The 21766-nt window shown below is 45.3% G+C and carries 19 protein-coding genes; 14 read left to right on the top strand and 5 right to left on the bottom strand.

Features of this window, described 5'->3' with window-relative positions; genetic code table 11:
• Positions 1–6: 6 nt before the first annotated feature.
• Entirely contained in the window at positions 7–1752 is a 1746-nt protein-coding gene (locus CLV93_RS15105; protein WP_106543045.1) for a phospho-sugar mutase, read from the top strand.
• Between the two features lie 73 nt (positions 1753–1825).
• Here the strand turns inward: CLV93_RS15105 and CLV93_RS15110 are convergent, their stop codons facing one another.
• Positions 1826–4105 carry a spermine/spermidine synthase domain-containing protein gene (locus CLV93_RS15110; RefSeq protein ID WP_106543046.1) on the bottom strand — a complete coding sequence of 760 codons (2280 nt, stop codon included), beginning with the start codon at positions 4103–4105 and terminating at the stop codon, positions 1826–1828.
• 262 nt (positions 4106–4367) lie between these two features.
• Here CLV93_RS15110 and CLV93_RS15115 point away from each other — a divergent pair, with 262 nt between their 5' ends.
• The 4 genes from CLV93_RS15115 to CLV93_RS15130 all read left to right on the top strand — a co-directional run bounded on the left by CLV93_RS15115 (position 4368) and on the right by CLV93_RS15130 (position 8148).
• Positions 4368–5123 (top strand): 3-keto-disaccharide hydrolase, encoded by a 756-nt coding sequence (locus CLV93_RS15115; protein ID WP_106543047.1) that lies wholly within the window; start codon positions 4368–4370, stop codon positions 5121–5123.
• A 35-nt stretch (positions 5124–5158) separates the two neighbouring features.
• Entirely contained in the window at positions 5159–5614 is a 456-nt protein-coding gene (locus tag CLV93_RS15120; protein ID WP_106543048.1) for a DUF5362 family protein, read from the top strand.
• Between the two features lie 243 nt (positions 5615–5857).
• Positions 5858–7387, top strand: coding sequence for a glutamine-hydrolyzing GMP synthase (guaA, locus tag CLV93_RS15125; RefSeq protein WP_106543049.1), 1530 nt, complete (start codon positions 5858–5860; stop codon positions 7385–7387).
• Positions 7388–7638: 251 nt separating this feature from the next.
• Positions 7639–8148 (top strand): hypothetical protein, encoded by a 510-nt coding sequence (locus CLV93_RS15130; protein WP_106543050.1) that lies wholly within the window; start codon positions 7639–7641, stop codon positions 8146–8148.
• Between the two features lie 365 nt (positions 8149–8513).
• Here CLV93_RS15130 and CLV93_RS15135 read toward each other — a convergent pair whose 3' ends face one another.
• A complete protein-coding gene (locus CLV93_RS15135) occupies positions 8514–10979 on the bottom strand; it encodes a DUF5686 and carboxypeptidase-like regulatory domain-containing protein (protein WP_170108970.1) in 2466 nt (821 codons plus the stop codon).
• Positions 10980–11286: 307 nt separating this feature from the next.
• Between CLV93_RS15135 and CLV93_RS15140 the strand changes: the two genes are divergently transcribed.
• The 9 genes from CLV93_RS15140 to CLV93_RS15180 all read left to right on the top strand — a co-directional run bounded on the left by CLV93_RS15140 (position 11287) and on the right by CLV93_RS15180 (position 20254).
• Complete coding sequence (locus CLV93_RS15140) at positions 11287–11502, top strand: hypothetical protein (RefSeq protein ID WP_106543052.1); 216 nt, start codon at positions 11287–11289, stop codon at positions 11500–11502.
• A gap of 29 nt (positions 11503–11531) precedes the next feature.
• Entirely contained in the window at positions 11532–12002 is a 471-nt protein-coding gene (locus CLV93_RS15145) for an HAD family hydrolase (RefSeq protein ID WP_106543053.1), read from the top strand.
• A 178-nt stretch (positions 12003–12180) separates the two neighbouring features.
• Positions 12181–13986, top strand: coding sequence for an AMP-dependent synthetase/ligase (locus CLV93_RS15150; RefSeq protein ID WP_106543054.1), 1806 nt, complete (start codon positions 12181–12183; stop codon positions 13984–13986).
• Between the two features lie 192 nt (positions 13987–14178).
• Entirely contained in the window at positions 14179–15786 is a 1608-nt protein-coding gene (locus CLV93_RS15155) for a S41 family peptidase (protein WP_106543055.1), read from the top strand.
• 64 nt (positions 15787–15850) lie between these two features.
• The gene (gene pnuC / locus CLV93_RS15160; RefSeq protein WP_106543056.1) at positions 15851–16450 is read left to right on the top strand and encodes a nicotinamide riboside transporter PnuC; all 600 of its coding nucleotides are present in this window, start codon (positions 15851–15853) and stop codon (positions 16448–16450) included.
• Positions 16451–16453: 3 nt separating this feature from the next.
• On the top strand, positions 16454–16981 hold the full coding sequence (locus CLV93_RS15165; RefSeq protein WP_246187213.1) for an AAA family ATPase: 528 nt from the start codon (positions 16454–16456) through the stop codon (positions 16979–16981).
• Between the two features lie 193 nt (positions 16982–17174).
• Positions 17175–18113, top strand: a complete 939-nt coding sequence (cysK, locus tag CLV93_RS15170; RefSeq protein ID WP_106543057.1) for a cysteine synthase A — start codon at positions 17175–17177, stop codon at positions 18111–18113.
• Positions 18100–19035 (top strand): serine O-acetyltransferase, encoded by a 936-nt coding sequence (locus CLV93_RS15175; protein ID WP_106543058.1) that lies wholly within the window; start codon positions 18100–18102, stop codon positions 19033–19035. The genes cysK and CLV93_RS15175 overlap by 14 nt, the downstream gene beginning before the upstream one ends.
• Positions 19036–19105: 70 nt before the next feature.
• A complete protein-coding gene (locus CLV93_RS15180) occupies positions 19106–20254 on the top strand; it encodes a THUMP domain-containing class I SAM-dependent RNA methyltransferase (RefSeq protein ID WP_170108971.1) in 1149 nt (382 codons plus the stop codon).
• A gap of 178 nt (positions 20255–20432) precedes the next feature.
• Here the strand turns inward: CLV93_RS15180 and CLV93_RS20695 are convergent, their stop codons facing one another.
• From CLV93_RS20695 to CLV93_RS20705, 3 genes are all read right to left on the bottom strand, one after another.
• On the bottom strand, positions 20433–20540 hold the full coding sequence (locus tag CLV93_RS20695) for a lactococcin family bacteriocin (protein WP_106543060.1): 108 nt from the start codon (positions 20538–20540) through the stop codon (positions 20433–20435).
• 884 nt (positions 20541–21424) lie between these two features.
• Entirely contained in the window at positions 21425–21532 is a 108-nt protein-coding gene (locus CLV93_RS20700; RefSeq protein ID WP_106543060.1) for a lactococcin family bacteriocin, read from the bottom strand.
• 61 nt (positions 21533–21593) lie between these two features.
• Positions 21594–21698: a lactococcin family bacteriocin gene (locus CLV93_RS20705; protein WP_106543061.1), complete on the bottom strand. Its 105-nt coding sequence runs from the start codon at positions 21696–21698 to the stop codon at positions 21594–21596.
• Between the last annotated feature and the right edge of the window lie 68 nt (positions 21699–21766).

Consider the following 21766-nt stretch of genomic DNA (forward strand, 5'->3'; position numbering starts at 1 on the left):
ATCCGGATGAAGCAAAATGACGTTCTGGAGATGGTCAAAGCCAAAGCAAATGAATGGCTGACCGGGAATTACGACGAAGAGACCAAAGCGGAAATAAAGCGCTTGCTCGAAAATGACGATACCACCGAGTTAATCGATGCTTTTTACAAAGACCTTGAGTTTGGTACCGGCGGATTGCGCGGTGTCATGGGAGCGGGTTCGAACCGAATGAACATTTATACGGTGGGAGCTGCCACTCAGGGATTGAGTAATTACCTGAAAATCGCTTTCGCGGATTTGGAGCAAATCAAGGTGGCGATTGGGCACGATTGCCGCAACAACAGTCGTTTGTTTGCTGAAACAGCGGCGAAGATTTTCTCGGCGAACGGTTTCAAAGTCTATCTCTTCGAAGATTTGCGTCCGACTCCGGAACTTTCATATGCCATTCGTGAACTGGGTTGCCAGAGCGGAATTATCCTGACCGCTTCACACAACCCGAAAGAATATAACGGCTACAAGGCTTACTGGAACGATGGTTCGCAGGTTGTTGCTCCGCACGACGTGAACATTATCCGCGAAGTGGAGAAAGTGAAAGTCGACGATATTCGTTTTGACGGAAGCGAAGAGAACATTACCATCATGGGCGCTGATATCGATGAGAAATTCCTCAGTAAAGTGGTGACTGTTTCGCTTTCGCCGGATGCAGTGGAAAGGCAGAAAGATCTGAAGATTGTTTATACGCCCATTCACGGAACCGGTGTGAAACTGGTACCCATGGCACTTAATCGCATGGGCTTTACCAACGTTATTCACATTCCGGAACAGGATGTGGTGAGCGGTGATTTTCCAACGGTGGTTTCTCCGAACCCGGAAGAGCCGGCTGCCATGAAACTGGCGATGGAGAAAGCGGCTGAAGTGGACGCCGACATCGTGATGGCTACCGACCCGGATGCTGACCGCATTGGTGTGGCCGTGAAAAACGATAAAGGCGAGTTCTTCATCGTGAACGGTAACCAAACCGTGTTACTTTTCCTCTATTACATCATCACCAAGCGGAAAGAATCGGGAGACCTTGTCGGGAATGAGTTCGTGGTGAAAACCATTGTGACTTCTGAATTGGTCGCCGAAATCGCCCGTCGTAATGATGTGGAATATTACGATTGCTACACTGGTTTCAAATACATTGCCGACGTCATTCGTGAAAACGAAGGCGTGAAGAAATACATCGGCGGTGGAGAAGAAAGTTTCGGTTTCCTCCCGGCCGACTTCGTTCGTGATAAAGATGCGGTTTCGTCTTGTGCGCTGATGGCTGAGGTTGCTGCCTGGGCAAAAGACAACGGCAAATCGCTGTACGAACTATTGCAGGACATTTACCTGGAATACGGTTTCTCGAAAGAGCGCATGAAATATGTGGTACGGAAAGGAAAAGCAGGTGCAGAGGAGATTCAGCAAATGATGGTCAACTTCCGTGAAAATCCGCCGAAGGAACTGGCCGGTTCCAAAGTGGCTGTTGTGAAAGATTACAGTACCCTGAAGGTGAAAAACCTGCTGGATGGTTCAGAAACTGATATCGACCAGAAAGAGACCTCGAACGTGCTGCAGTTCTTCACCGAAGATGGTTCGAAAGTTTCGGTTCGTCCATCTGGTACAGAGCCGAAGATTAAATTCTACATCGAAGTAAAAGGTGAACTAAAGTCGCGCGAGCAATTCGATCAATTGGATGCCGAAGCGAATGAAAAAGTCGATAAAGTGATGGCCGATATGGGCTTGTAATCATTGAATCGAATAGAAAAATAAAAACGGCCTTCCAATGACGGGAGGCCGTTTTCTTATGGGTAAAATGAATTTACTCTTTTATCCACACCCGTTCGGAGCGCATCAGCAACATCGCCAGGAAATAGGCAAAAGCGCCGGTAACCAAAGCAACCCGGTAGCCATAATTAAAGGCTACCAGCATGATCGCCGTAGATCCCAGTACCGATGCAGCGCCGTTGACTGCAAATCCCCAGTCAACCAACGAACCCACGCGCAGCGTTCCTTTCGGGAAAGGCATTCCCATGAAAAAGCCGAGTGGCAGTATCAACACCATTGTGACTAATATTCTACCTGAAATGGGAAGAAGGACCAGTTTCTCAGTCAGGAATCCGAATAACAGGACGTCTAATACAATCCAGGCAATAATTCCCAGAAATGGGGTGGTTGACGCGAATCGTGATGAGAAGAAACTGCCGATTCCCGATGCCAGCAATAACGAGAAAAGGATGGTCATAAAGGCGTAAGAGCTGGAACCGATGAACAATGTGTATTTCTGGATTAGAATCACTTCGACCGTCATAAACGCTATTCCGATAAGGAAAAAATAAAGCCAACCGCGTACATTCAGTTTTTCGCCCTTTTTCAGGAATGGAATCAGGTTAATTGGGATAATCAGCAAGCCGATGACCAACAGGATGATGGTAATGAGTAGCTTCGCCAGTGGAAATCCTTTGAACTCCCAGGGTTGGACAGTTTCCAATTCCGAGACATGGAAATTCTTCCACATGCCCATCTGCGCCGCAAACGGACGGTTATCCGTTGATGGCGACAGGTCGGTGGCGCTGTTTTCCTGGGCGGTTCTCCAGCCGTTTTCCACAATTTGGTTAATGAGATTGTTTTTGATAGAATCGGGACTCGGATAAACAATCCGGAACTGCGGATAATTCTCGGAGGAGAGATCATACAGCGCATTTTCCCATGTGGCTTTCTCCATCGGTTGTTTACTCATCAGCATCACCATTCTGCCCCTTCCGGGAAAATCATAAACCGCCAGGTGTCTGGCCGGATTGGGAACATTCAACTTTTTCATGGCGTCGATGGCGTCATTCACCAAACGCGGAATATAAAATTGATGGTCGAGTAGCATGATGCCGCTGTCGCTCATGGCGCGGTAGTAATCTTCGAACGCTTCGCGGGTGAACAGGTAATTCTCGGCCAGGGCAAACGAACCGGAAGCCAGTGCGGCAAAGGTATTGGTGCTTCCTGAATAGATAATATCGAACTTATTCCGGAATTGTCTCACATATGCGCGCCCGTCTTCAGTGACCACTTTAACCCGTTTGTTGTGGTACATATTTCCCGTAAAATCTTTCAGAAAACCATCGGTCATCATGTAGTTCAGGTAAGGAACTACTTCAACGGCGTGAATTTCTGTCGCACCTTCGTACAGCGCATTTAATACATCAGCGCCGCCGCCGGCACCCAGCGATAGGAACGTGCACGAGTCGGTTCTGCCAATCAGGTATTTCAGCGGATAACCCGACACCCGTTTCAGCGAATCCGGCTTGTCGAGGTCGCCATCGAACTGAAAGGTTGGAGCATGCGCTGCATTATCGATGATACAATAATAAAAATCGTCACCAGCCTTTGCTACTTTGATGTTCGCCATGGCATCCCATTGCGAGAAAATGACCGGGAAACGCTCTTTTCGTTCCTTGTGAATCAAGGTTTCTGCTTGCGGGAGAAGAAAGAGAACAATCAGCGAGAGTACGGCCGGAACGGTTCGCCACCATTTGGGAGCTTGTATGAGTGCGGCCAATAAAACCGGAAGACATATCAGCAGTGTTGTTCTTTGTGTTTGGATGGTATTCATCAGCACAACTGCGATAACCACTCCGAGACCGGCACCGATCAGATCGGCCATGTACAGCGTTGATATTTTCTTGTTTTCAAGTTTGAAGAGTAGCGTTAACGCCATTCCTCCCCAGAAAAATGAAGAACTGAGAATGACGATGGTCAGAATAAATTTGAGCAGCATCCAACCACTTGAAAACAGGTGGGTGAAATTTAAATCGAGGCGCAAAACCAGTGCGGGGCCAATCAATGCGAGTATTCCCGAAAGGGTAAGATAAAGCCAGATAAGCGAAGAATTGTTTAATTTCCGGAAAAACCGAATGCTTAAACCACCGAGTCCCAGGCCGAGGATGGCCAGCGAGAGAATAAGAAAAGCGAACGTGTAAAAGAATTCGGCGGAGAAGATGCGTGTCCATAAAATCTCCAGTGCAATAAATGTTACCGACATGAGCAAAATACTCAGCCCGTGTTTCCAAATACCGGATGGGTGGGACGGTGAAGATTGATCTGTATGCATGTTCAAAGGTTTGTGGGTTTGATAGTTGATTGATTCTTTGGTTATTTAATAGTATCCTGAAAAAGGATTTCATTACATGCCGGAGCGAAAAAGTATACATGTCGAGGTACTTATTTAGAAAGCTAGTTAGCAATCGATTTGCGCGATATTTTTTTACTTTTACGTTAAACAAATTTTATTTTCAAGCGCAGGAACCTAATCAAAATGCATCTTTCCTTATGGTGGAGAGAGCAAACTCGTTAATAAACTAAATAATCAACTCATGAAAACAACTAACCTGATAGCGCTGACTGTGGGCATGTTCTGTGTGTCGCAGGTAATGGCCCAGGAGCCGATGAAAATGAAACCGGAAATGACTGAATTCTGGGACCCGGAGGTAACCGTGGTGACTCCGGGAGACGAACCTTCCGATGCTCCTTGCGACGCTACTGTTTTGTTTGACGGAACGCCCGGTAGTTTGGCCGCCAATTGGGTGGGACAAGATGGTAATGCCCCGAAATGGAACGTGGCTGACGGTTGTGTAACCGTCGTTCGCGGAACCGGTGTGATTCAAACCAAGGAGAAATTTGGCGACGTTCAATTGCATATCGAATGGCGCACACCAGCCGAAGTCGTTGGTAAAAGCCAGGGCCGTGGAAATTCGGGTATCTTTCTGCAGGAGCGTTATGAACTCCAGGTGCTCGATAATTATAACAATCGAACCTATCGCAACGGACAGGCGGGTTCTATTTACAAACAATATGCGCCGTTGGTGAACGTTTGCAAGAAGCCGGGCGAGTGGCAAACTTATGATATCATTTACACGGCTCCGCGCTTTAAAGAAGACGGAACATTATTCACTCCGGCACGTTTTACCGTTTTGCAAAACGGCGTGTTGGTGCAGAACAATGTTCAGTTGCTGGGTCCGACCGAATACATTGGTATTCCGCAATACAAAGCGCACGGAAATGGTTCGGTAATTTTACAAGACCATGGCAACCCGGTGAGCTACCGGAATATCTGGATAAGAAAATTATAAACATCAATATTGTTTAACCTCAATTAATTAGTTCTATGGAATTGATAGAAAACAAGGGCATTACTTTGTCAGAGGATGCTCTTCGTCAGATTAGCCAGACGGCAAAATGGGCACAGTTCCTGGCTATCATTGGCTTTGTTGTTACGGCGCTGATTGTCGTAGCCGGATTGTTTATGGGCTCGTTTATGTCCGTTTTCAGAGAGATGGGAGGAGGAACGGCACCCATGCCGCGCATTCCTTATATGGCGGTTTCGGTGATATACGTTATCATGGGAGGAATTTATTTTATTCCCAGCTGGTTCCTGTATAAGTTTTCGACGGAAACCCGCAAAGCGTTGATCGGAAACGATGAGGAAATCCTGACGCAGGCGTTTGCGAATCTTCGCCGGACTTTCAAATTTATGGGTATCATGACCATCGTAATTATTGGCCTGTATGTGTTGGTCATTATTGCGGTGACGATTGGCGCTGCTGCAGGAGCTGCTTTTTAATTAAGTTATTTTACATAGATTCTTTAGGAAGGGTCTTTCGGTTGTTGCCGAAGGACCCTTTTTTCTTTTTGTTCACTTTCGTGAAGACGTGAAAATGGCCGGTATTAAAGCTGAAGTAATTTCAAAATGGCAGACCGTGTGAAGAAATTGCAAAGATTTTTTCGGGTGCACCCCCTCTTTTTCAGCATCAGTAAAATATCCATATCTTTGCGGCAAAATTCACAACCCTCTTAATTCCACACCATGCAGGAGAAAATTTTGATTCTCGACTTTGGTTCCCAGTACACTCAGCTGATCGGGCGGCGTGTTCGCGAACTGAACGTCTATTGTGAAATTCATCCCTTCAACCATTTTCCGGAAATCGATGAGTCAGTGAAAGGTGTCATCCTTTCGGGAAGCCCGTTCTCGGTTCGCGATGAACAGGCGCCGCGCATCGATTTGGAGGAGATAAAAGGAAAGATGCCGCTTTTAGGCGTTTGCTACGGCGCGCAGTACATGGCGCATTTCTTTGGCGGCGAAGTCGCTCCTTCAGACAGTCGTGAGTATGGCCGGGCCAACCTGAAATACATAGACCAGAGCAACGACCTGTTTAAAGGTATCAACCTGGATACGCAGGTTTGGATGTCACATGGCGATACCATCGTTCGGATGCCGGAGAATTACCAGGTGATTGCCTCCACTTCGGATGTGGAGAATGCTGCTTACAAAATTGAAGGCGAAACAACGTACGCGATTCAGTTTCACCCGGAAGTGTATCACACCACCGAAGGCCGCGAATTGCTGAAAAACTACGTGGTTGACATCTGTGGTTGCAAACAGGACTGGACACCTGCATCGTTCATCGAAACGACCGTGAAGGAGTTACGCGACCAGCTTGGTAACGACAAAGTGGTGCTCGGTTTGTCGGGCGGTGTCGATTCGAGTGTGGCCGGTGTGCTCCTGCACAAAGCCATCGGGAAGAACCTGACCTGCATTTTCGTGGATAACGGGTTGTTACGAAAGAATGAATTTGAAGATGTGCTGGAATCCTACAAGGACATGGGATTGAATGTGATTGGTGTGGATGCGAAGGAGAAATTCTGGAACGACCTGAAGGGCGTGACCGATCCGGAGCAGAAGCGCAAAATCATTGGCCGCGATTTCATCGAAGTGTTCGATGTGGAAGCACACAAAATACAGGATGTGAAGTGGCTGGCTCAGGGTACCATTTATCCCGATGTCATCGAATCGGTTTCGGTGAATGGCCCTTCAGCTACCATCAAGTCACACCACAACGTTGGCGGATTGCCTGAGAAGATGCACCTGAAGGTGGTGGAGCCGCTGAAGCTGCTTTTCAAAGATGAGGTACGGCGTGTGGGAAAGGCGCTCGATATTAAAGCTTCGTTGCTGGGACGTCATCCGTTCCCGGGACCGGGTTTGGGTATCCGTATTCTTAGCGATATTACTCCTGAGAAAGTGCGCATCCTTCAGGAAGCTGATGCGATTTTTATCAATACCATGAAAGAGTGGGGGCTTTACGACGATGTATGGCAGGCAGGTGTGATGCTGCTGCCGGTACAGTCTGTAGGCGTAATGGGCGATGAACGGACGTACGAAAACGTGGTGGCGCTCCGGGCAGTTGCCTCTACAGACGGTATGACGGCCGACTGGGTTCATCTTCCGTACGATTTCCTGGCCAAAGTTTCCAACGATATCATTAACAAAGTGCGTGGCATTAACCGCGTGGTGTACGACATCAGTTCCAAACCGCCGGCCACCATCGAATGGGAATAATCACCTTGAAAATATATTGTCAGCGGGCTGTCCACTTCGGATGGCCCGTTTTTGTTTTCTATTTTTCATAATAATTTCCATTCACCACACAGAATCGACCGTTCACATACCAGATCCGTACGTTCATCAAAAAATGCTGAAAATGAAGGGGGTAGATATTTGTTGTGTAGTTTTATAGAAGCATAATTATTTTAACTTGCATTATGTTCCACATAACGCATCAATACCCAAATCCAAAAAATATCTACATTATGAAGAAATTGTTGCCTCTCTTTTTCATCCTATCTGCTTTTATGAGCTGTTCAAGAGACAATGTACCCCAATCGGGGACCCACATTGGAGCAGTAGCGGAAATAAGTTTCCTCAATCAAAACCATGAAGATTTACTCGATACGTTGACGCCCGGCTCCTTTGCGTTTGATGATATGAGACTTTATTATCTGAAGCATGATAAGAAAGTTGAAGTTTATGATCCGCATATGGATGCTCCGCGGGATCTCAGGCTTATCAAGGCGACACCTAAGCGTTTATGGATTGGCTTCTCTACGGATACGGTGGAAGGCGTAATTGGTGAAAAAGATGGTAATAAGATTGGAGTGTCTATTGCTTATTTACAATTAAGCGATGCTGTTACTGATACCATCAAAACCGAGTGGGAAAGCCAGTCAGGTAATTTTTGTATCACCAAAGTGTGGTACAACGGAGAACTTCTTGGTCAGCCTGGCAGTACACCTTTCAAGGTGATCAAAAATCAGGAATAGTAGCATTGCATTTGTTCAATTAATATTCAGCGGGCTGTCTGATTCGGATGGCCCGTGTTTTTATAAACCTAAAACGAGGCTATAAGGATGTCATCCCTTCGAGGGATGACATCCTTAAATCAACATCGGCATTTCAGACAAACTTCAGTAGATTTGGCTAAAGCCGGAAAATATCTGAACTCATCAACCTCCGGCTAAAGCCGAAGGCAACTGAAACCATGAAGATGAATTGCCCATGGCTTCAACCCTGGGATGCGTTGATGCGGCACCCCCCCGCGGTCGCGCGATTGTTTGGATTGAAAAATGAATGTTGTTTCGACCGCAAGTATGTGAACATCTTTAATCCGCAATCCTCAATTTTCAATTTATAATGAAAACTGTAGCGAAAAGAATATCCCCAAATTCGTGACATCCGGATTGTGGTAATTCATCCGCCAAACGGCATCAACACGCAGGAGTTTTAATATATTCTCAATTCCCACAGACGTTTCCATGTAAGGCTTTTTCCCCAGTCCGGTCATGCCGGGAAGTAGCTGCATCTCGTTTTGCGTGTCATTGTTGAGGCGACCTTCCAGCACTTTTAGTCCGGCTACGGTACGCCACTTTAACTTCCGCATCAGCGGAATTTTGTTCAGGAAGAATCCATTGAAATGTTGCTCCAGCGACAAACTGGCCCACTGGTCGCTGGCAAACTCCTGGTAGTTCATCAGGTTGTAGGCGTAAATATCGTATGCGTACGTTTCGTTTCCTTCATGGATTTTCAGCAAAGGAAAAGGAACGGTTCCCCATGTTTTCCCGGCACGCAGAAGGTAAGTGGTGTAGCCGAACGGACTGACGGGAAGCTTATCGTACATATCGAAATAGGCCTTGTAATAGTTGTAATCTCCGCCCAGTTCTTTCCGGCCAACGGTCAGGTTTAGGTTGAAAATAGGATTCTTCGTATCGAGATAAATCTTCTCAAAATCGTCCTGCATGTAATGCTGGCCCGGTGCATACCGCGTTTTCAGCGTAAGTTCTCCCGACTCGAAGTGGTCAATCGGATTCCCGTTTTGATCCACGAAAGGCACATATGGTCCGGAGTACATCTTGTTATAGCTATACTGCAATTGGTTTTTCCATCCGCCCACCCACTCTTTGGTCACGGTAAAGTTGAACTGATTCATCATGTTCAGCCTGGTGGTCGGGTTCTTGCTTAGCAGCGAGGTCATGATGTTGTCCTCCATAAACGCGTTGCTGCTTTTCCCCAACAGTTGATAGTCATGCTTATACTGGGCGTTTAGCGAGAATTCGGGATCTTTTTTGAAGAAGTATTCAGCGCCGCCGCCGTATTTGAAATCTTTATCTTTTAGACCGTAAGCGCCAAAGCCATTGAATCGCCAGTTTTTGCTGAAATCGATGGTAGTGCGCCCGCCCAACCGGAAGCGCTGCCCTTCCACCTGGTTGTAGCTGTACATGTAGTAGTACGGGCCGAGTTCCACCGGGCCTAAATCTTTGTACCCGTAGTAAAACATATGAATGTAGTCAGCAACGGTTTTAAACAACGGCACATTTTTAATGGAGTCGACCATCGAATAAATTTGCGATTCGCTTTTGCTGAGTTTTTCGGGGCGGTTATCCGTCCAGAAAGTTGAATCTTTTTCCAAAGCGTCACTGGCCACGCTGATTTCCCGTTTCATCTTTTTTAAATCCTTCGGCGGCGGGGTGAACTGCAATGAATCGTACAAGGTAGTTTTGCGCCCCATGATGCCAATCATCTTGGCTTCTTTATTCTTCTGCAGGTTAATGTCTGCAAAAATCATGTCCTTGCGGGGTAGCCACCGGCCGTCGCTGTATCTGAACTCCTTGTCGATGTCGAGCGTGTTGACGAAGTTGATATTCGCTTTCTTCGACAGTTTCCAGGCCACTTTGGTAATGGCGTAGGTCGAATCGGCGACCCAGAATTTTCCCGTAAAGGTCGGACTCTGAATCTGCTTGGGTTTGAACGATACCTCGTACACTTTGTGGCCATCTACCATGGCGCTGTCGAGTAGGTAATACTGGTAAAACAACAGCCCGTGATTGTTCAGCGGCGATACCAGTCCAATATCCGATACGTGAAGGTAGTTGGCATAAATATCGAAGTCCTGGTACATTTTTCCGGTGAATTCGGTAATCATGCTCGTGGTCATTCCCGAGGCTTTGGTCGCCAATACCCGTTCGTGGTCGGCACCATCGTGCTGGTGATAGTAATCCGAAAAGGTTTCAGTCATAAACACCGGCAGGTAAGTCTTTCCATCCGATTTCAGGGTATCGAGGTGTGCGAATACAAAGGCAAATTGGTCCCACAGTTTGGAGCCTTTCTTCGGCTTCTTGACATTCTTCAGATCGATTTCCATCTTGGTGTAGACTTTACACTGGTAATCGGGAAATTTCTTCGGGTCGTTGATGTCCTTCCGGGCGATGATTTTTCGCAGCAGCGCATGGGCCGGATTCACCGGTGGAGTAACGTCTACCTGGTCGATATTGTAAGTTTCGCTCACCAGTCGGATATTGATAACCTGAGCGCCGGGCTTAAGGCTGATCTCCTGCATTTTGTATCCTACGGCAGATACCTGTATCACCGAAAGGGACAACTTGGACGACAGCCGGTAATGCCCTGTTGTGTCCGAGATGGCGCCTATGGTGGTGCCTTTAAACACAATGTTGGCATACGGTACCGGTTCGTTGGTGCCGGCATCGGTAATGGTTCCCCTAACCTCGGTGGTTTGTGCCTGAACAGTTCCGGTGAGGAATAATAGGAGCAGGAGGATTGACAGCCTGCTGTATATTGCTTTTTTGTCGCGTATCGTCACGATTTACAATCTCTTGTGTAAAATCCGGTTGCCCGGAATCTATAAAACGATGATTCTACAGTGAAAGTCCTGGTTGCTTCATCCTACCGGAATCGTTATCCAGATAATCCGCATTAAAACGCATCTGTGGTAGGAGAAGTTTATACTAAACGCAATTTGCGGATACTTTTCGATTGGATTGCTCTTTTTAGCGGTAATTTTACGTTAAGTTTAATACGCTTTTGTCAGAACGAAACAGCTGCGAGATTTGTTATTTCTGAAGTTGCTGCCCCTCCCCGAGTGATGTTTTTTTCTCAAACTCTGAAAAATGTGGAATCAGTTCATCAGATTTTTTCTATTGTTTGGTGTGTCCTTCGGAGTAATCGCCGGCATTATAACGTACTTGATTACGTACAGTGAGTTGGTGAAGCATTTTGCCGAAAAGGAGTATCCCCGTAAGCTGGCTATCCGTTCGGGATTGGCGGCATTTGTTTTCTTTTTAATCATCGGAGCGATACTGGGCCTTTTTGTGGTGAAGCAATAAAGAATATTTGTTCGTAGAAAAAAGTTGATATGATGACGATTGATATTCCCGGAAGCCGGGAAATACTGGTGAAATGTTTGGTGCTTGATTACAATGGCACCCTGGCGATTGACGGAAAATTGATAGCGGGCCTCGAACCGCTGCTGAATCAATTGAGTGAGCAACTCGAAATTTTTGTGCTGACAGCTGATACATTCGGAACCGTGGAAAAGGAATTGGCCGGAGTTAACTGCCAGGTTTCGGTTATCCAACAGGAAGAGCAGGATAAGCAGAAAGAACAATTTGTGACGAGTTTGGGAAAAGAAAATGTGGTGGCCATCGGGAACGGCTTGAATGATGCGCTGATGCTGGCGAGTGCCGAACTGGGGATTGTTTTGCTGCAGGCCGAAGGAGCTGCTATAAAAACACTGCTGAGTGCCGATGTGGTTTGCCGGCACATTACCGACGCCCTGGAATTGTTGATCAACCCGCTTCGGTTGAAAGCGACGTTGCGGAATTAGTTGATTGTATTTGATCAGATTCAAAAGGAAGTGGCTGATAGTTTGCTAGTAAGAATAGTTGTTAATGAAAATGTTTTGGCATTCTTTTGATGCTCAATACCTCTCACTTTTTCGTTTTATATTCCGAAAAGGAAATATGCCTGATAAAAGCTATTTTTGGGGTTGAAATTTGAAAACCATGCAAAACTTAACAAGACTTTTTGATATCCTCGATCTTTACCGGGGAGAGTACAGCCAGAAGGAAGTGGCTTTCGCCCGGAAAGAGAATGGAAAATGGCAGCCCTGGTCGGCCGCCGACTATGTGCGTCGATCGGATGCCGTAGCCTGTGCACTGCTTAACCTGGGACTGGAGAAAGGCGACAAGGTCGCTACGATTTCAGGTAACCGTCCGGAATGGAACGTGCTCGACATGGGAGCGGCGCAGGCCGGAATTGTTCACGTACCGGTTTATCCAACGCTCAGCCTCGATGAACAAAAATATATTCTCCGCCATGCCGGCGTGAAATACCTGTTTGTGGGCGACCGCAGCATTCAGGCAAAACTGGATGAATTGCAGTCAGCTACACCGTCACTTGAAGGAATTTATTCCTTCAACGAAGTTGACAATGCCCGTTCGTGGAATGAATTTGTGGCAAAGGGTGAAGAGCTGCTGCCGGAGATGAAAGAAAAGGTAGAGGAGATAAAAGGCAGCATCGATGAAAATGATTTGCTGACGCTGATTTATACTTCCGGAACCACCGGAACGCCCAAAGGAGTAATGCTTTCGCACAAAAACCTGATGAGTAATTCCAAGGCGACTGCATACAAACTGGGGCATGGACCGCGTGCCATGGGACAGTCGCATGTAGCGCTTTCGTTTTTGCCGCTCTGTCATGTTTACGAGCGCATGATGAACTACAATTTCCAGATCAACGGTTTGTCGGTTTACTATGCCGAAAGTTTGGCAACGATTGCCCGCGATATCAAAGAAATTCGTCCGCATGTCTTTAACACGGTTCCGCGTCTGCTGGAGAAAGTACACGAACGCGTGATGGAAGTAGGTAAGGATTTGACTGGCGTGAAGAAGTGGATTTTCGACGAAGCGATAAAATTCACCCGGAAATTCTATGTCGGCATCAAATTCAATCCCGTCGACCAATTGAAATTCAATTTCTTCGATAAGCTTATCTACTCGAAATGGCGCGAAGCTTTGGGTGGTCGCATCAACTACATGGTTTCTGGAGGCTCGGCATTGCAAATCAACCTGCACCAGTTTTTCTGGATGGCCAGTATGCGCGTTTACGAAGGTTATGGTCTGACTGAAACCTCGCCGGTGATTTTTGTGAACGACCCGATGGATGATTCTCGTGTCAAGTTGGGAACGGTTGGTCCGGCCTTGGATAATGGTACGGAAACCAGAATTGCCGAAGACGGCGAAATACTGGCCAAAGGGCCCGGACTGATGATGGGCTATTTTAAGGAAGAAGAGATGACCCGCGAAGTGATTGACGACGAAGGTTGGTTTCATACCGGCGATATTGGTGTGCTCGACGAAGGTAAATTCCTGCGCATCACCGACCGGAAGAAAGAGATCTTCAAACTGAAATCGGGTAAATATGTAGCTCCGCAAGCTGTTGAAAATATCCTGAAAGGCTCACATTTTATTGAACAGGTGCTCGTTGTTGGCGAAAATCAGAAGTTTGCCAGTGCGATTGTTGTTCCTGCTTTTGAGGCATTGGAAAAATTTGCCGCAGAGAAAAAGCTGGAATTCAGTAACCGGGAGGAGATGATTCAGCATCCCGAAATTGACGCGCTGTTGCGGAAAGAAGTTCGTCAGGCGAATAAAAAGCTGGGAAATAACGAGCAGGTTAAACGCTTCAAGCTGGTAGCTGATACCTGGTCGCAGGGTACGGGCGAACTCTCGCAAACGTTGAAATTGAAGCGCAAGGTGTTGCATCAAAAATACGATGCGCTCATCCGGGAGATTTTTTCGATTGAAGATTAAAACTTTACTAACCCGAAAACAGTTTACTAATCAATAGCATGTTGGAGAGAAAAATCCTCGCCAAAAGGTTATTTAATGTTAATCTGAAAGCCTGTTTGAAAGAATCAGGTTATTTTCGGGTGAAATTGTGTTATTTTTGTGAAAACCGATGGCTGTCAGATTAAGTTGTAGCCCGTTGAAAATTTGATGACTATGAGATATTTGAAATTATCCCTATTACTTTTTGTATTCACGGCTCTGCTGGTTCCTTCTCCGGTGCAGGCGCAGGAAAACGATGTGCAGTCGCAGGCTATTAAATTTGGGCGGGTGCTTCGTCTGATCCAGACATTTTACGTCGATACAACCAACCTGAAATCGCTCACCGAAGATGCCATCAGGAAAGTGCTTTCCGATTTAGACCCACACTCGGTTTACATATCTGCAAAAGAGGTGGAGGAGATGAACGAGCCGTTGCAGGGAAATTTCGAAGGGATTGGCATTTCATTCAATATTCACCAGGATACGTTGATGGTGTTGACGACGATTCCCGGAGGACCTTCGGAGAAAGTTGGCCTTCGTCCCGGCGACCGCATTGTAACGGTCGATGGTAAGAATATTGCGGGCATCGGGTTGACGAATCAGAACGTATTCGATATGCTTCGCGGTGACAAGGGGACGAAAGTGAATCTTCAGATCAAACGAAAAGGAGAGAAGAATCTACTGGATTTCACCATCGTTCGCGATAAAATCCCGATTCACAGTCTCGATGCAGCTTACATGCTGGACAAGAATATTGCTTACGTCAAGTTGAACCGTTTTGCCGCTACCACTCCCGACGAGTTTCTGAAGGCGATGGATAACCTTCAAAATAAAAACAAAGTGGAAGGCTTGGTACTCGATCTTCGTGGTAACGGAGGAGGCTACCTGCGTGCGGCTATTGATTTGGCCGACCAGTTCCTGCCCAATCATCGTCTGGTTGTTTACACAAAAGGAATCCATTCGCCCAAGCGGGAATATTTTGCTACCGGAAGTGGTGACTTTGAAAACGGTAAGGTGGTTATTCTGGTTGACGAAGGTTCGGCTTCGGCCAGTGAGATTGTCACAGGTGCTATTCAGGATTGGGACCGCGGCGTGGTAATTGGTCGCCGGACATTTGGAAAAGGATTGGTTCAGCAGCCTTTTATGCTAAGTGATGGCTCGATGATTCGTCTGACAACGGCTCACTATTATACGCCTTCCGGCAGAAATATTCAGAAACCTTATTCGAAAGGAATAAAGGAATACCGGAACGATTATCTGGAACGGTTCGAGCATGGCGAATTCTTCAGTCGCGACAGCATCAATTTGCCCGATTCACTGCTGACGCACACGTTGGTTACCAAGCGGAAAGTGTACGGCGGAGGTGGCATTATGCCCGATATTTTTGTTCCAATGGATACCTCGGTGAATTATCGTTACTACAACGAGTTGGTTCGAAAGAATGTATTGTTCCCGTTTGTAGTCGGATACATGGACAAAAATCGTGGAGAACTGCTGAAACAGTACAAAACATTCGACGCATTTAACAAGGATTACGCTGTAAGTGATGCGATGTATCAGAAGCTGGTGGCGAAAGGAGATGAGGAAGGAATTAAGCCGGAGAAAGAAAATCCGGAAGTTTCGGAGAATCTGCTGAAGCAACAGATCAAGGCGCTAATTGCCCGCGATTTGTATGATAATGGCACTTATTTCCAGATTATGAATGAGGATGATAAGGCCATAAAGAAAGCTATTGAGGTACTTTCAGACAGCAAATTATACGATAAATATCTCGGGCGGTAAGTCGTCATAGTGAGAAGACAATAACAGTCCGGCCATCTCAGCCGGACTTCTTTTATGTGCAGCAATGACTGAAATATTATCCTGGTTACAGGAGCATTGGGTGGAAGTAAGCGGAACCATTTCAGGTCTGGCTTATCTCTATTTTTCTATTCGGCAAAGCATTTGGACCTGGCCGCTGGGGTTGCTCTCTTCAGCACTCTACGTGTATGTTTTTTTTGTATCGAAGTTTTACGCCGATATGGGCTTGCAGGTTTACTACGTCGTCATTAGTATTTACGGATGGTACGCCTGGCTTCACGGAAACGGCAATAGCAACAATCATGGTGAGTTGAAGGTCTCCCGAACCTCACTTGTCCTTTGGGTAAAGCTGTTTATTGTTAATCTGCTGTTGTATGTCGGAATTGTATATATACTGATCAATTTCACGGATTCTCCGGTTCCTTACTGGGATTCGTTTACGACAGCCCTGAGTATTGTTGCTACCTGGATGTTGGCCCGTAAAAAAATTGAGCATTGGTTGCTTTGGGTAGTTATTGATGCTGTTTCGTTGGGATTGTATATTTATAAAGGTTTGTATGCCACAACCGTTTTATTCTTCGTTTATACCGTCATGGCCGTAGTTGGTTTTATTGAGTGGCGAAAAGATTTAGCAAACAACCGGTAATTTATGGCAGAGAAAATAAAACATATCGTCATAACAGGTCCAGAATCTACCGGAAAAACAGAACTGGCCCGGGGATTGGCTGAGCATTATCAAACAACCTGGGTTCCGGAGTACGCCCGAAACTATGTGGAAAATCTTGGAAGGCCTTATACCCGGGACGATGTCGAGACCATTGCCCGACATCAGCTTTTGCAGGAAAAAGAATTTCAGGCGAAAGCCCAAAATGGATTTCTGTTTTTTGATACCTGGTTGATCATTACAAAAATTTGGTTTGAAGTGGTGTACGGTGAATGTCCGGACTGGATAAAGGAGCACATTAGTCAATCCCACATTGATCTGTTTTTGGTTTGCGATACCGATTTGCCCTGGATTCCGGATTCTGTTCGTGAGAATGGTGGGGAAAAGCGCGATGAACTAATGGATATGTATTGCCGCGAAATAGAGTCTTTCGGATTTCCTTATGCGATTGTTTCAGGTACCGGTGAGGCCCGTTTGAACAATGCCCTGAAGTTTCTTTACGAAAAATTATGAAACCATAACCGGTCACTTTTGTTAGCATCACATACAAAATATCGGTAACTTTAAATAGGGGTAACATTTTTTGAGACTGACTTAACAGGTCTCACTTGTTTACCTTTTAGTTTTGCCTGTATTGTCAGATGGCGTTTTTCGGACATGTACTTCGTTGTCGAAACCCTCGCCGTTGGCGCTGAAAAGAATCCACATGAAGATTGCACAAAACATTACGGAATTGATTGGCCAAACTCCTTTGGTCCGGTTAAACAAATTGACCAAGGGCATAGAAGCCGAAGTTTTGGTGAAGCTAGAGTCATTTAACCCAGGAGGCTCGGTGAAGGATCGGTTGGGACTGGCCCTAATTCAGGCCGCTGAGCGGGATGGATTAATCAACGAACATACAACCATCATTGAACCGACAAGCGGAAATACCGGTGTTGGTCTGGCCATGGTTTGTGCATCGAAAGGTTATGCATTGAAGATTGTCATGCCTGAAACAGCAACGGTAGAACGCCGTATGATTATCGAGGCGTACGGAGCGGAAGTCATTCTAACTCCCGGAAAGGAAGGAATGAAGGGTTCTATTGCCAAGGCCGAACAATTGCAAGCTGAAATCCTGGATAGTTTCATTCCCATGCAGTTTACCAATCCTGCGAATCCCGAAATGCACCGGAAAACGACTGCCTATGAGATATGGAACGATACCGATGGTACGGTGGATATCTTTGTAGCCGGAGCTGGAACAGGAGGAACCATAACGGGAGTTTCCGAGGAACTGAAAAAACTGAATCCGAAAATCCGGACCATGGTTGTAGAGCCGGAAGATTCGGCCATATTATCAGGGAAAGAGCCGGGAGGACATAAAATTCAGGGAATTGGGCCCGGATTTATTCCGGAAGTGTTGAATACCTCGAGTTACGATGAAGTCTGTTGCGTTTCGAATGACCACGCATACGAAACAGCCAGAAGACTGAGTAAGGAAGAAGGAATTTTTTGTGGAATTTCATCGGGCGCGAATGTTTATGCAGCAATCGAAATTGCCAGGCGGCCGGAAAACAAGAACAAGCGAATTGTAACCATTATTTGCGATACAGGAGAACGATATTTAAGCACCCCATTATTCAGTAATCATCATGAGAAAGATTAATCAGAAAGATATAGACAACCGTTTGACAAAAGCCATCAGGGAGTTGTCGGATCCCAAGTCCTATGATTTGGTATGTCACGAACATCGCTTGGGAGAGCCCATGCCGTCGATTGATAAACTGGCAAAAATGGTCGATAAAATCAGACAGATCATTTTTCCAGGATATTTTGGCGACATCAACTTAAACCTCGGGACTATTGAGTATTACATTGGGGTGATGATTGATGAAGTATTTGAGCTGATTTCAGAGCAGATTCTGGCTGGGTTATGTTTCTCATGCAGTGACAACGAACGTCCGGAGATGCTGCAGCTGGAGAAAGATGCTTCTCAGATTGCCACTAAATTTATTGAAGGTTTGCCAGAGATCAGGCGGGTTATGACCACTGATGTGAATGCTGCCTACTTGGGCGACCCGGCTGCTAACGGAATCGGAGAAGTTATTTTCTGTTATCCGGCCACCCGGGCTATTTCCAATTATCGTATTGCCCACCATCTGTTGAAACTCGGAGTCCCACTCATTCCGCGTATTATTACAGAGATGGCTCACTCTGAAACCGGGATCGATATCCATCCCCGCGCTGAGATCGGAGAATATTTCAGTATTGACCACGGAACAGGTGTCGTCATCGGTTCAACCAGTGTGATTGGTAAAAATGTGAAACTTTACCAGGGGGTTACGCTTGGCGCGAAAAGCTTTCCGCTTGACGAAAATGGTAATCCGATTAAGGGAATTCCTCGTCATCCGGTTGTGGAAGACAATGTGGTGGTTTATTCCAACGCGACCGTTTTGGGGCGAATTACCATTGGACACGATTCAGTTATTGGTGGTAACGTGTGGGTTACCAATAGTTTGCCTCCTCACTCCAAGGTTGTTCAGGTGAAGAGCCGACAAGCTGAATTTGTGGATGGGAGTGGAATTTAGGCTTGCGGTTTGATTTATCCGCGATTCGGTTAACTTTGCCGGGCAAATTAATGGATAAATGACTGCATTGATGGAAAAGTTTCAGATGGTTGCCAAAACGTTCGCCGGTTTAGAGGGCGTTTTGGCCAGTGAGCTCGAAATACTGGGGGCTGAAAATATTAATGAAGGAAGACGTGCTGTAACCTTCGAAGGTACAAAAGAAACTCTTTACAAAGCCAACTTTTGTCTGAGAACAGCGCTCCGTATTTTAAAACCCGTTGCAGAATTCCATGTGAACGATCGGGAAGATTTGTACGCCGGTGCAAAAGAAATCGACTGGTCCCAATTTATCGAGCTTGGAAAAACCATCGCCGTTGACAGTGTAGTCAGTTCTGAGCTTTTCATCAACTCCATGTTTGTTTCTCTGAAGGTGAAAGATGCGATTGTCGATCAGTTTAGGGAAAAGACCCGCAAACGTCCTTCCGTCAATACTGAAGATCCGGATATCCGGATCAATGTTCATTTAACCGGAAATAAATGTACGGTTTCTCTTGACAGCTCTGGTGAATCGCTCCATAAGCGTGGTTACCGTGTGGCACAAACCGAAGCGCCTATTAATGAAGTATTGGGTGCTGGAATGATTTTGTTATCCGGATGGGATGGAAAAAAGAATTTCCTCGATCCAATGTGTGGATCAGGAACACTTTTGATTGAGGCAGCCATGATTGCCTTGGGAATTCCTCCGGGGATGTATCGTAAATCGTTTAGTTTCGAGCGTTGGCTGGATTTCGATGAGGAGTTGTTCGAAGAAATCTACAATGCCGACTATGAAAAAGATTTCGATGGGCAAATTGTAGGTTCTGATATTTCTACCCGTAACGTGGCAATTGCACGTGCCAATATTAAAAATGCGGGATTGTCGAAATATATTGAAGTGGATACGATGGATTTTGCTCAGCTTCAACCGCCATTCGAAAATGGAATTATTGTTACTAATCCGCCTTACGGAGAACGCTTGAAGCCATTTTCATTGCGTGCACTCTATCAGATGATAGGCGATAGCCTTAAAAACAATTTTCCGGGCTTTGAAGCCTGGATGATTTCCAGCTCGAAAGATGGCTTGAAAAGTGTTGGTTTACGGCCTGCAGAAAAGATGACGCTCTACAACGGTGCTTTAGAATGCAGCTACCGATGCTATCAGCTTTATCAAGGCTCTAAGAAGTCTTCAAAAAGAGACTAATGTGTAATTCAATTTCTTCCAAGTGCTTCAAACTGCTTTTGATATTGAATTCTATTGCCAGGATATTACAAGAACTGTAAAGAACGCTTTGAAAATGATAAATACACTAGTTCAATGTATCCATCGAGGCAATACGCTTAATATCTTTTCAGTTTAATTACGGTTTGGCTCTTTCAGCTTATTGCAAAATTGTTCCGCCTGGAGCTAAAACGGTCCCTACTTGTCCGCCTTTAACGGTTGATAATTCTTCGTTAGAGAGAATTTCGAAGGTTGAGATAGATTTCATAACAGAGTATTTAAATGGTTAAACAACAACTATAGAACTAAAAGAAAAATTAGATCGTAGATTACTGAAGAATTGTACCACCCGGAGGTATAACAGTTCCGTCCTGACCACCTTTAACAGTAGACAACTCTTCTGTAGACAGAATTTCCAAATTGAGAGAATTCATAACAAATGCTTTTAATGGTTAAACATGTTCCTTATTTATTTCCTTGCATTTGTTAATACCGGAAAACCGGAAAAGGTTACCCCCTAAATCAGAAAAAAATCAAAAAAAAAGTTCGTGATGTTTGTATGGTGCTTATTGTAAGTCTATTGTAGGGAATCGTTTTTTGATGGAATCGACGAGAAGTCTATAGTGTTTTGTAGACCAAAGTAAAAAATTGGAGGAATAATCTTGCCCTGTCCAGACATAATAGGTATGCAACAGAGAGGGATGGAATGACGTTGTCAATAATAAAGAATCTCATTTGATTAATAGAACTTATTATTACGATAAGTTTCTGAAGATGTAGGGTTTTTGTGAGGTGGTTTGCAGCGAGTTAATTAGTTGCCATTTTCAGGTCTGCTCTCAGATCAAATTTGAATTGAGAGACTTTTCTTCAATCACGAAACAGTGTAACGTTTGTCGAATAAATGCAGATAACGATCTATTTAAAAACTTATTTCTTGAGAGCCGAGTGGTGATTATAAAAAGCTAGAACAGATACATAATGTCAAATGACCAGATCTGAAAAACTACTGATTCTGATATTGAATTCTATTGCCAGGATATTACAAGAACTGTAAAGAACGCTTTGAAAATGATAAATACACTAGTTCAATGTATCCATCGAGGCAATACCATTAATATCTTTTCAGTTTAATTACAGTTTGGCTGTTTTAGCTTATTGCAAAATTGTTCCGCCTGGAGCTAAAACGGTCCCTACTTGTCCGCCTTTAACGGTTGATAATTCTTCGTTAGAGAGAATTTCGAAGGTTGAGATAGATTTCATAACAGAGTATTTAAATGGTTAAATAACAACTATAGAACTAAAAGAAAAATTAGATCGTAGATTACTGAAGAATTGTACCGCCCGGAGCTATAACGGTTCCATATTGTCCGCCCTTTAAGGTTGATAATTCTTCTGTAGACAAAATTTCCAAATTGAGAGAATTCATAACAAATGCTTTTAATGGTTAAACATGTTCCTTATTTGTTTCCTTGCATTTGTTAATACCGGAAAAGC

Source organism: Prolixibacter denitrificans (genome assembly GCF_003014495.1).
GTDB classification, from domain to species: Bacteria; Bacteroidota; Bacteroidia; order Bacteroidales; family Prolixibacteraceae; genus Prolixibacter; species Prolixibacter denitrificans.

Excerpts from the sequence above, each read along its gene's own strand:
- cysK (WP_106543057.1), top strand. The coding sequence starts at position 17,175 with ATGAAGATTGCACAAAACATTACGGAATTGATTGGCCAAACTCCTTTG.
- pnuC (WP_106543056.1), top strand. The coding sequence starts at position 15,851 with ATGACTGAAATATTATCCTGGTTACAGGAGCATTGGGTGGAAGTAAGC.
- CLV93_RS15110 (WP_106543046.1), bottom strand. The coding sequence starts at position 4,105 with ATGCATACAGATCAATCTTCACCGTCCCACCCATCCGGTATTTGGAAA.
- CLV93_RS15105 (WP_106543045.1), top strand. The coding sequence starts at position 7 with ATGAAGCAAAATGACGTTCTGGAGATGGTCAAAGCCAAAGCAAATGAA.
- CLV93_RS15145 (WP_106543053.1), top strand. The coding sequence starts at position 11,532 with ATGATGACGATTGATATTCCCGGAAGCCGGGAAATACTGGTGAAATGT.
- CLV93_RS15180 (WP_170108971.1), top strand. The coding sequence starts at position 19,106 with ATGGAAAAGTTTCAGATGGTTGCCAAAACGTTCGCCGGTTTAGAGGGC.
- CLV93_RS15115 (WP_106543047.1), top strand. The coding sequence starts at position 4,368 with ATGAAAACAACTAACCTGATAGCGCTGACTGTGGGCATGTTCTGTGTG.
- guaA (WP_106543049.1), top strand. The coding sequence starts at position 5,858 with ATGCAGGAGAAAATTTTGATTCTCGACTTTGGTTCCCAGTACACTCAG.
- CLV93_RS15175 (WP_106543058.1), top strand. The coding sequence starts at position 18,100 with ATGAGAAAGATTAATCAGAAAGATATAGACAACCGTTTGACAAAAGCC.
- CLV93_RS15155 (WP_106543055.1), top strand. The coding sequence starts at position 14,179 with ATGAGATATTTGAAATTATCCCTATTACTTTTTGTATTCACGGCTCTG.
- CLV93_RS15165 (WP_246187213.1), top strand. The coding sequence starts at position 16,454 with ATGGCAGAGAAAATAAAACATATCGTCATAACAGGTCCAGAATCTACC.
- CLV93_RS20705 (WP_106543061.1), bottom strand. The coding sequence starts at position 21,698 with ATGAATTCTCTCAATTTGGAAATTTTGTCTACAGAAGAATTATCAACC.
- CLV93_RS15140 (WP_106543052.1), top strand. The coding sequence starts at position 11,287 with ATGTGGAATCAGTTCATCAGATTTTTTCTATTGTTTGGTGTGTCCTTC.
- CLV93_RS20695 (WP_106543060.1), bottom strand. The coding sequence starts at position 20,540 with ATGAAATCTATCTCAACCTTCGAAATTCTCTCTAACGAAGAATTATCA.
- CLV93_RS15130 (WP_106543050.1), top strand. The coding sequence starts at position 7,639 with ATGAAGAAATTGTTGCCTCTCTTTTTCATCCTATCTGCTTTTATGAGC.
- CLV93_RS15120 (WP_106543048.1), top strand. The coding sequence starts at position 5,159 with ATGGAATTGATAGAAAACAAGGGCATTACTTTGTCAGAGGATGCTCTT.
- CLV93_RS20700 (WP_106543060.1), bottom strand. The coding sequence starts at position 21,532 with ATGAAATCTATCTCAACCTTCGAAATTCTCTCTAACGAAGAATTATCA.
- CLV93_RS15150 (WP_106543054.1), top strand. The coding sequence starts at position 12,181 with ATGCAAAACTTAACAAGACTTTTTGATATCCTCGATCTTTACCGGGGA.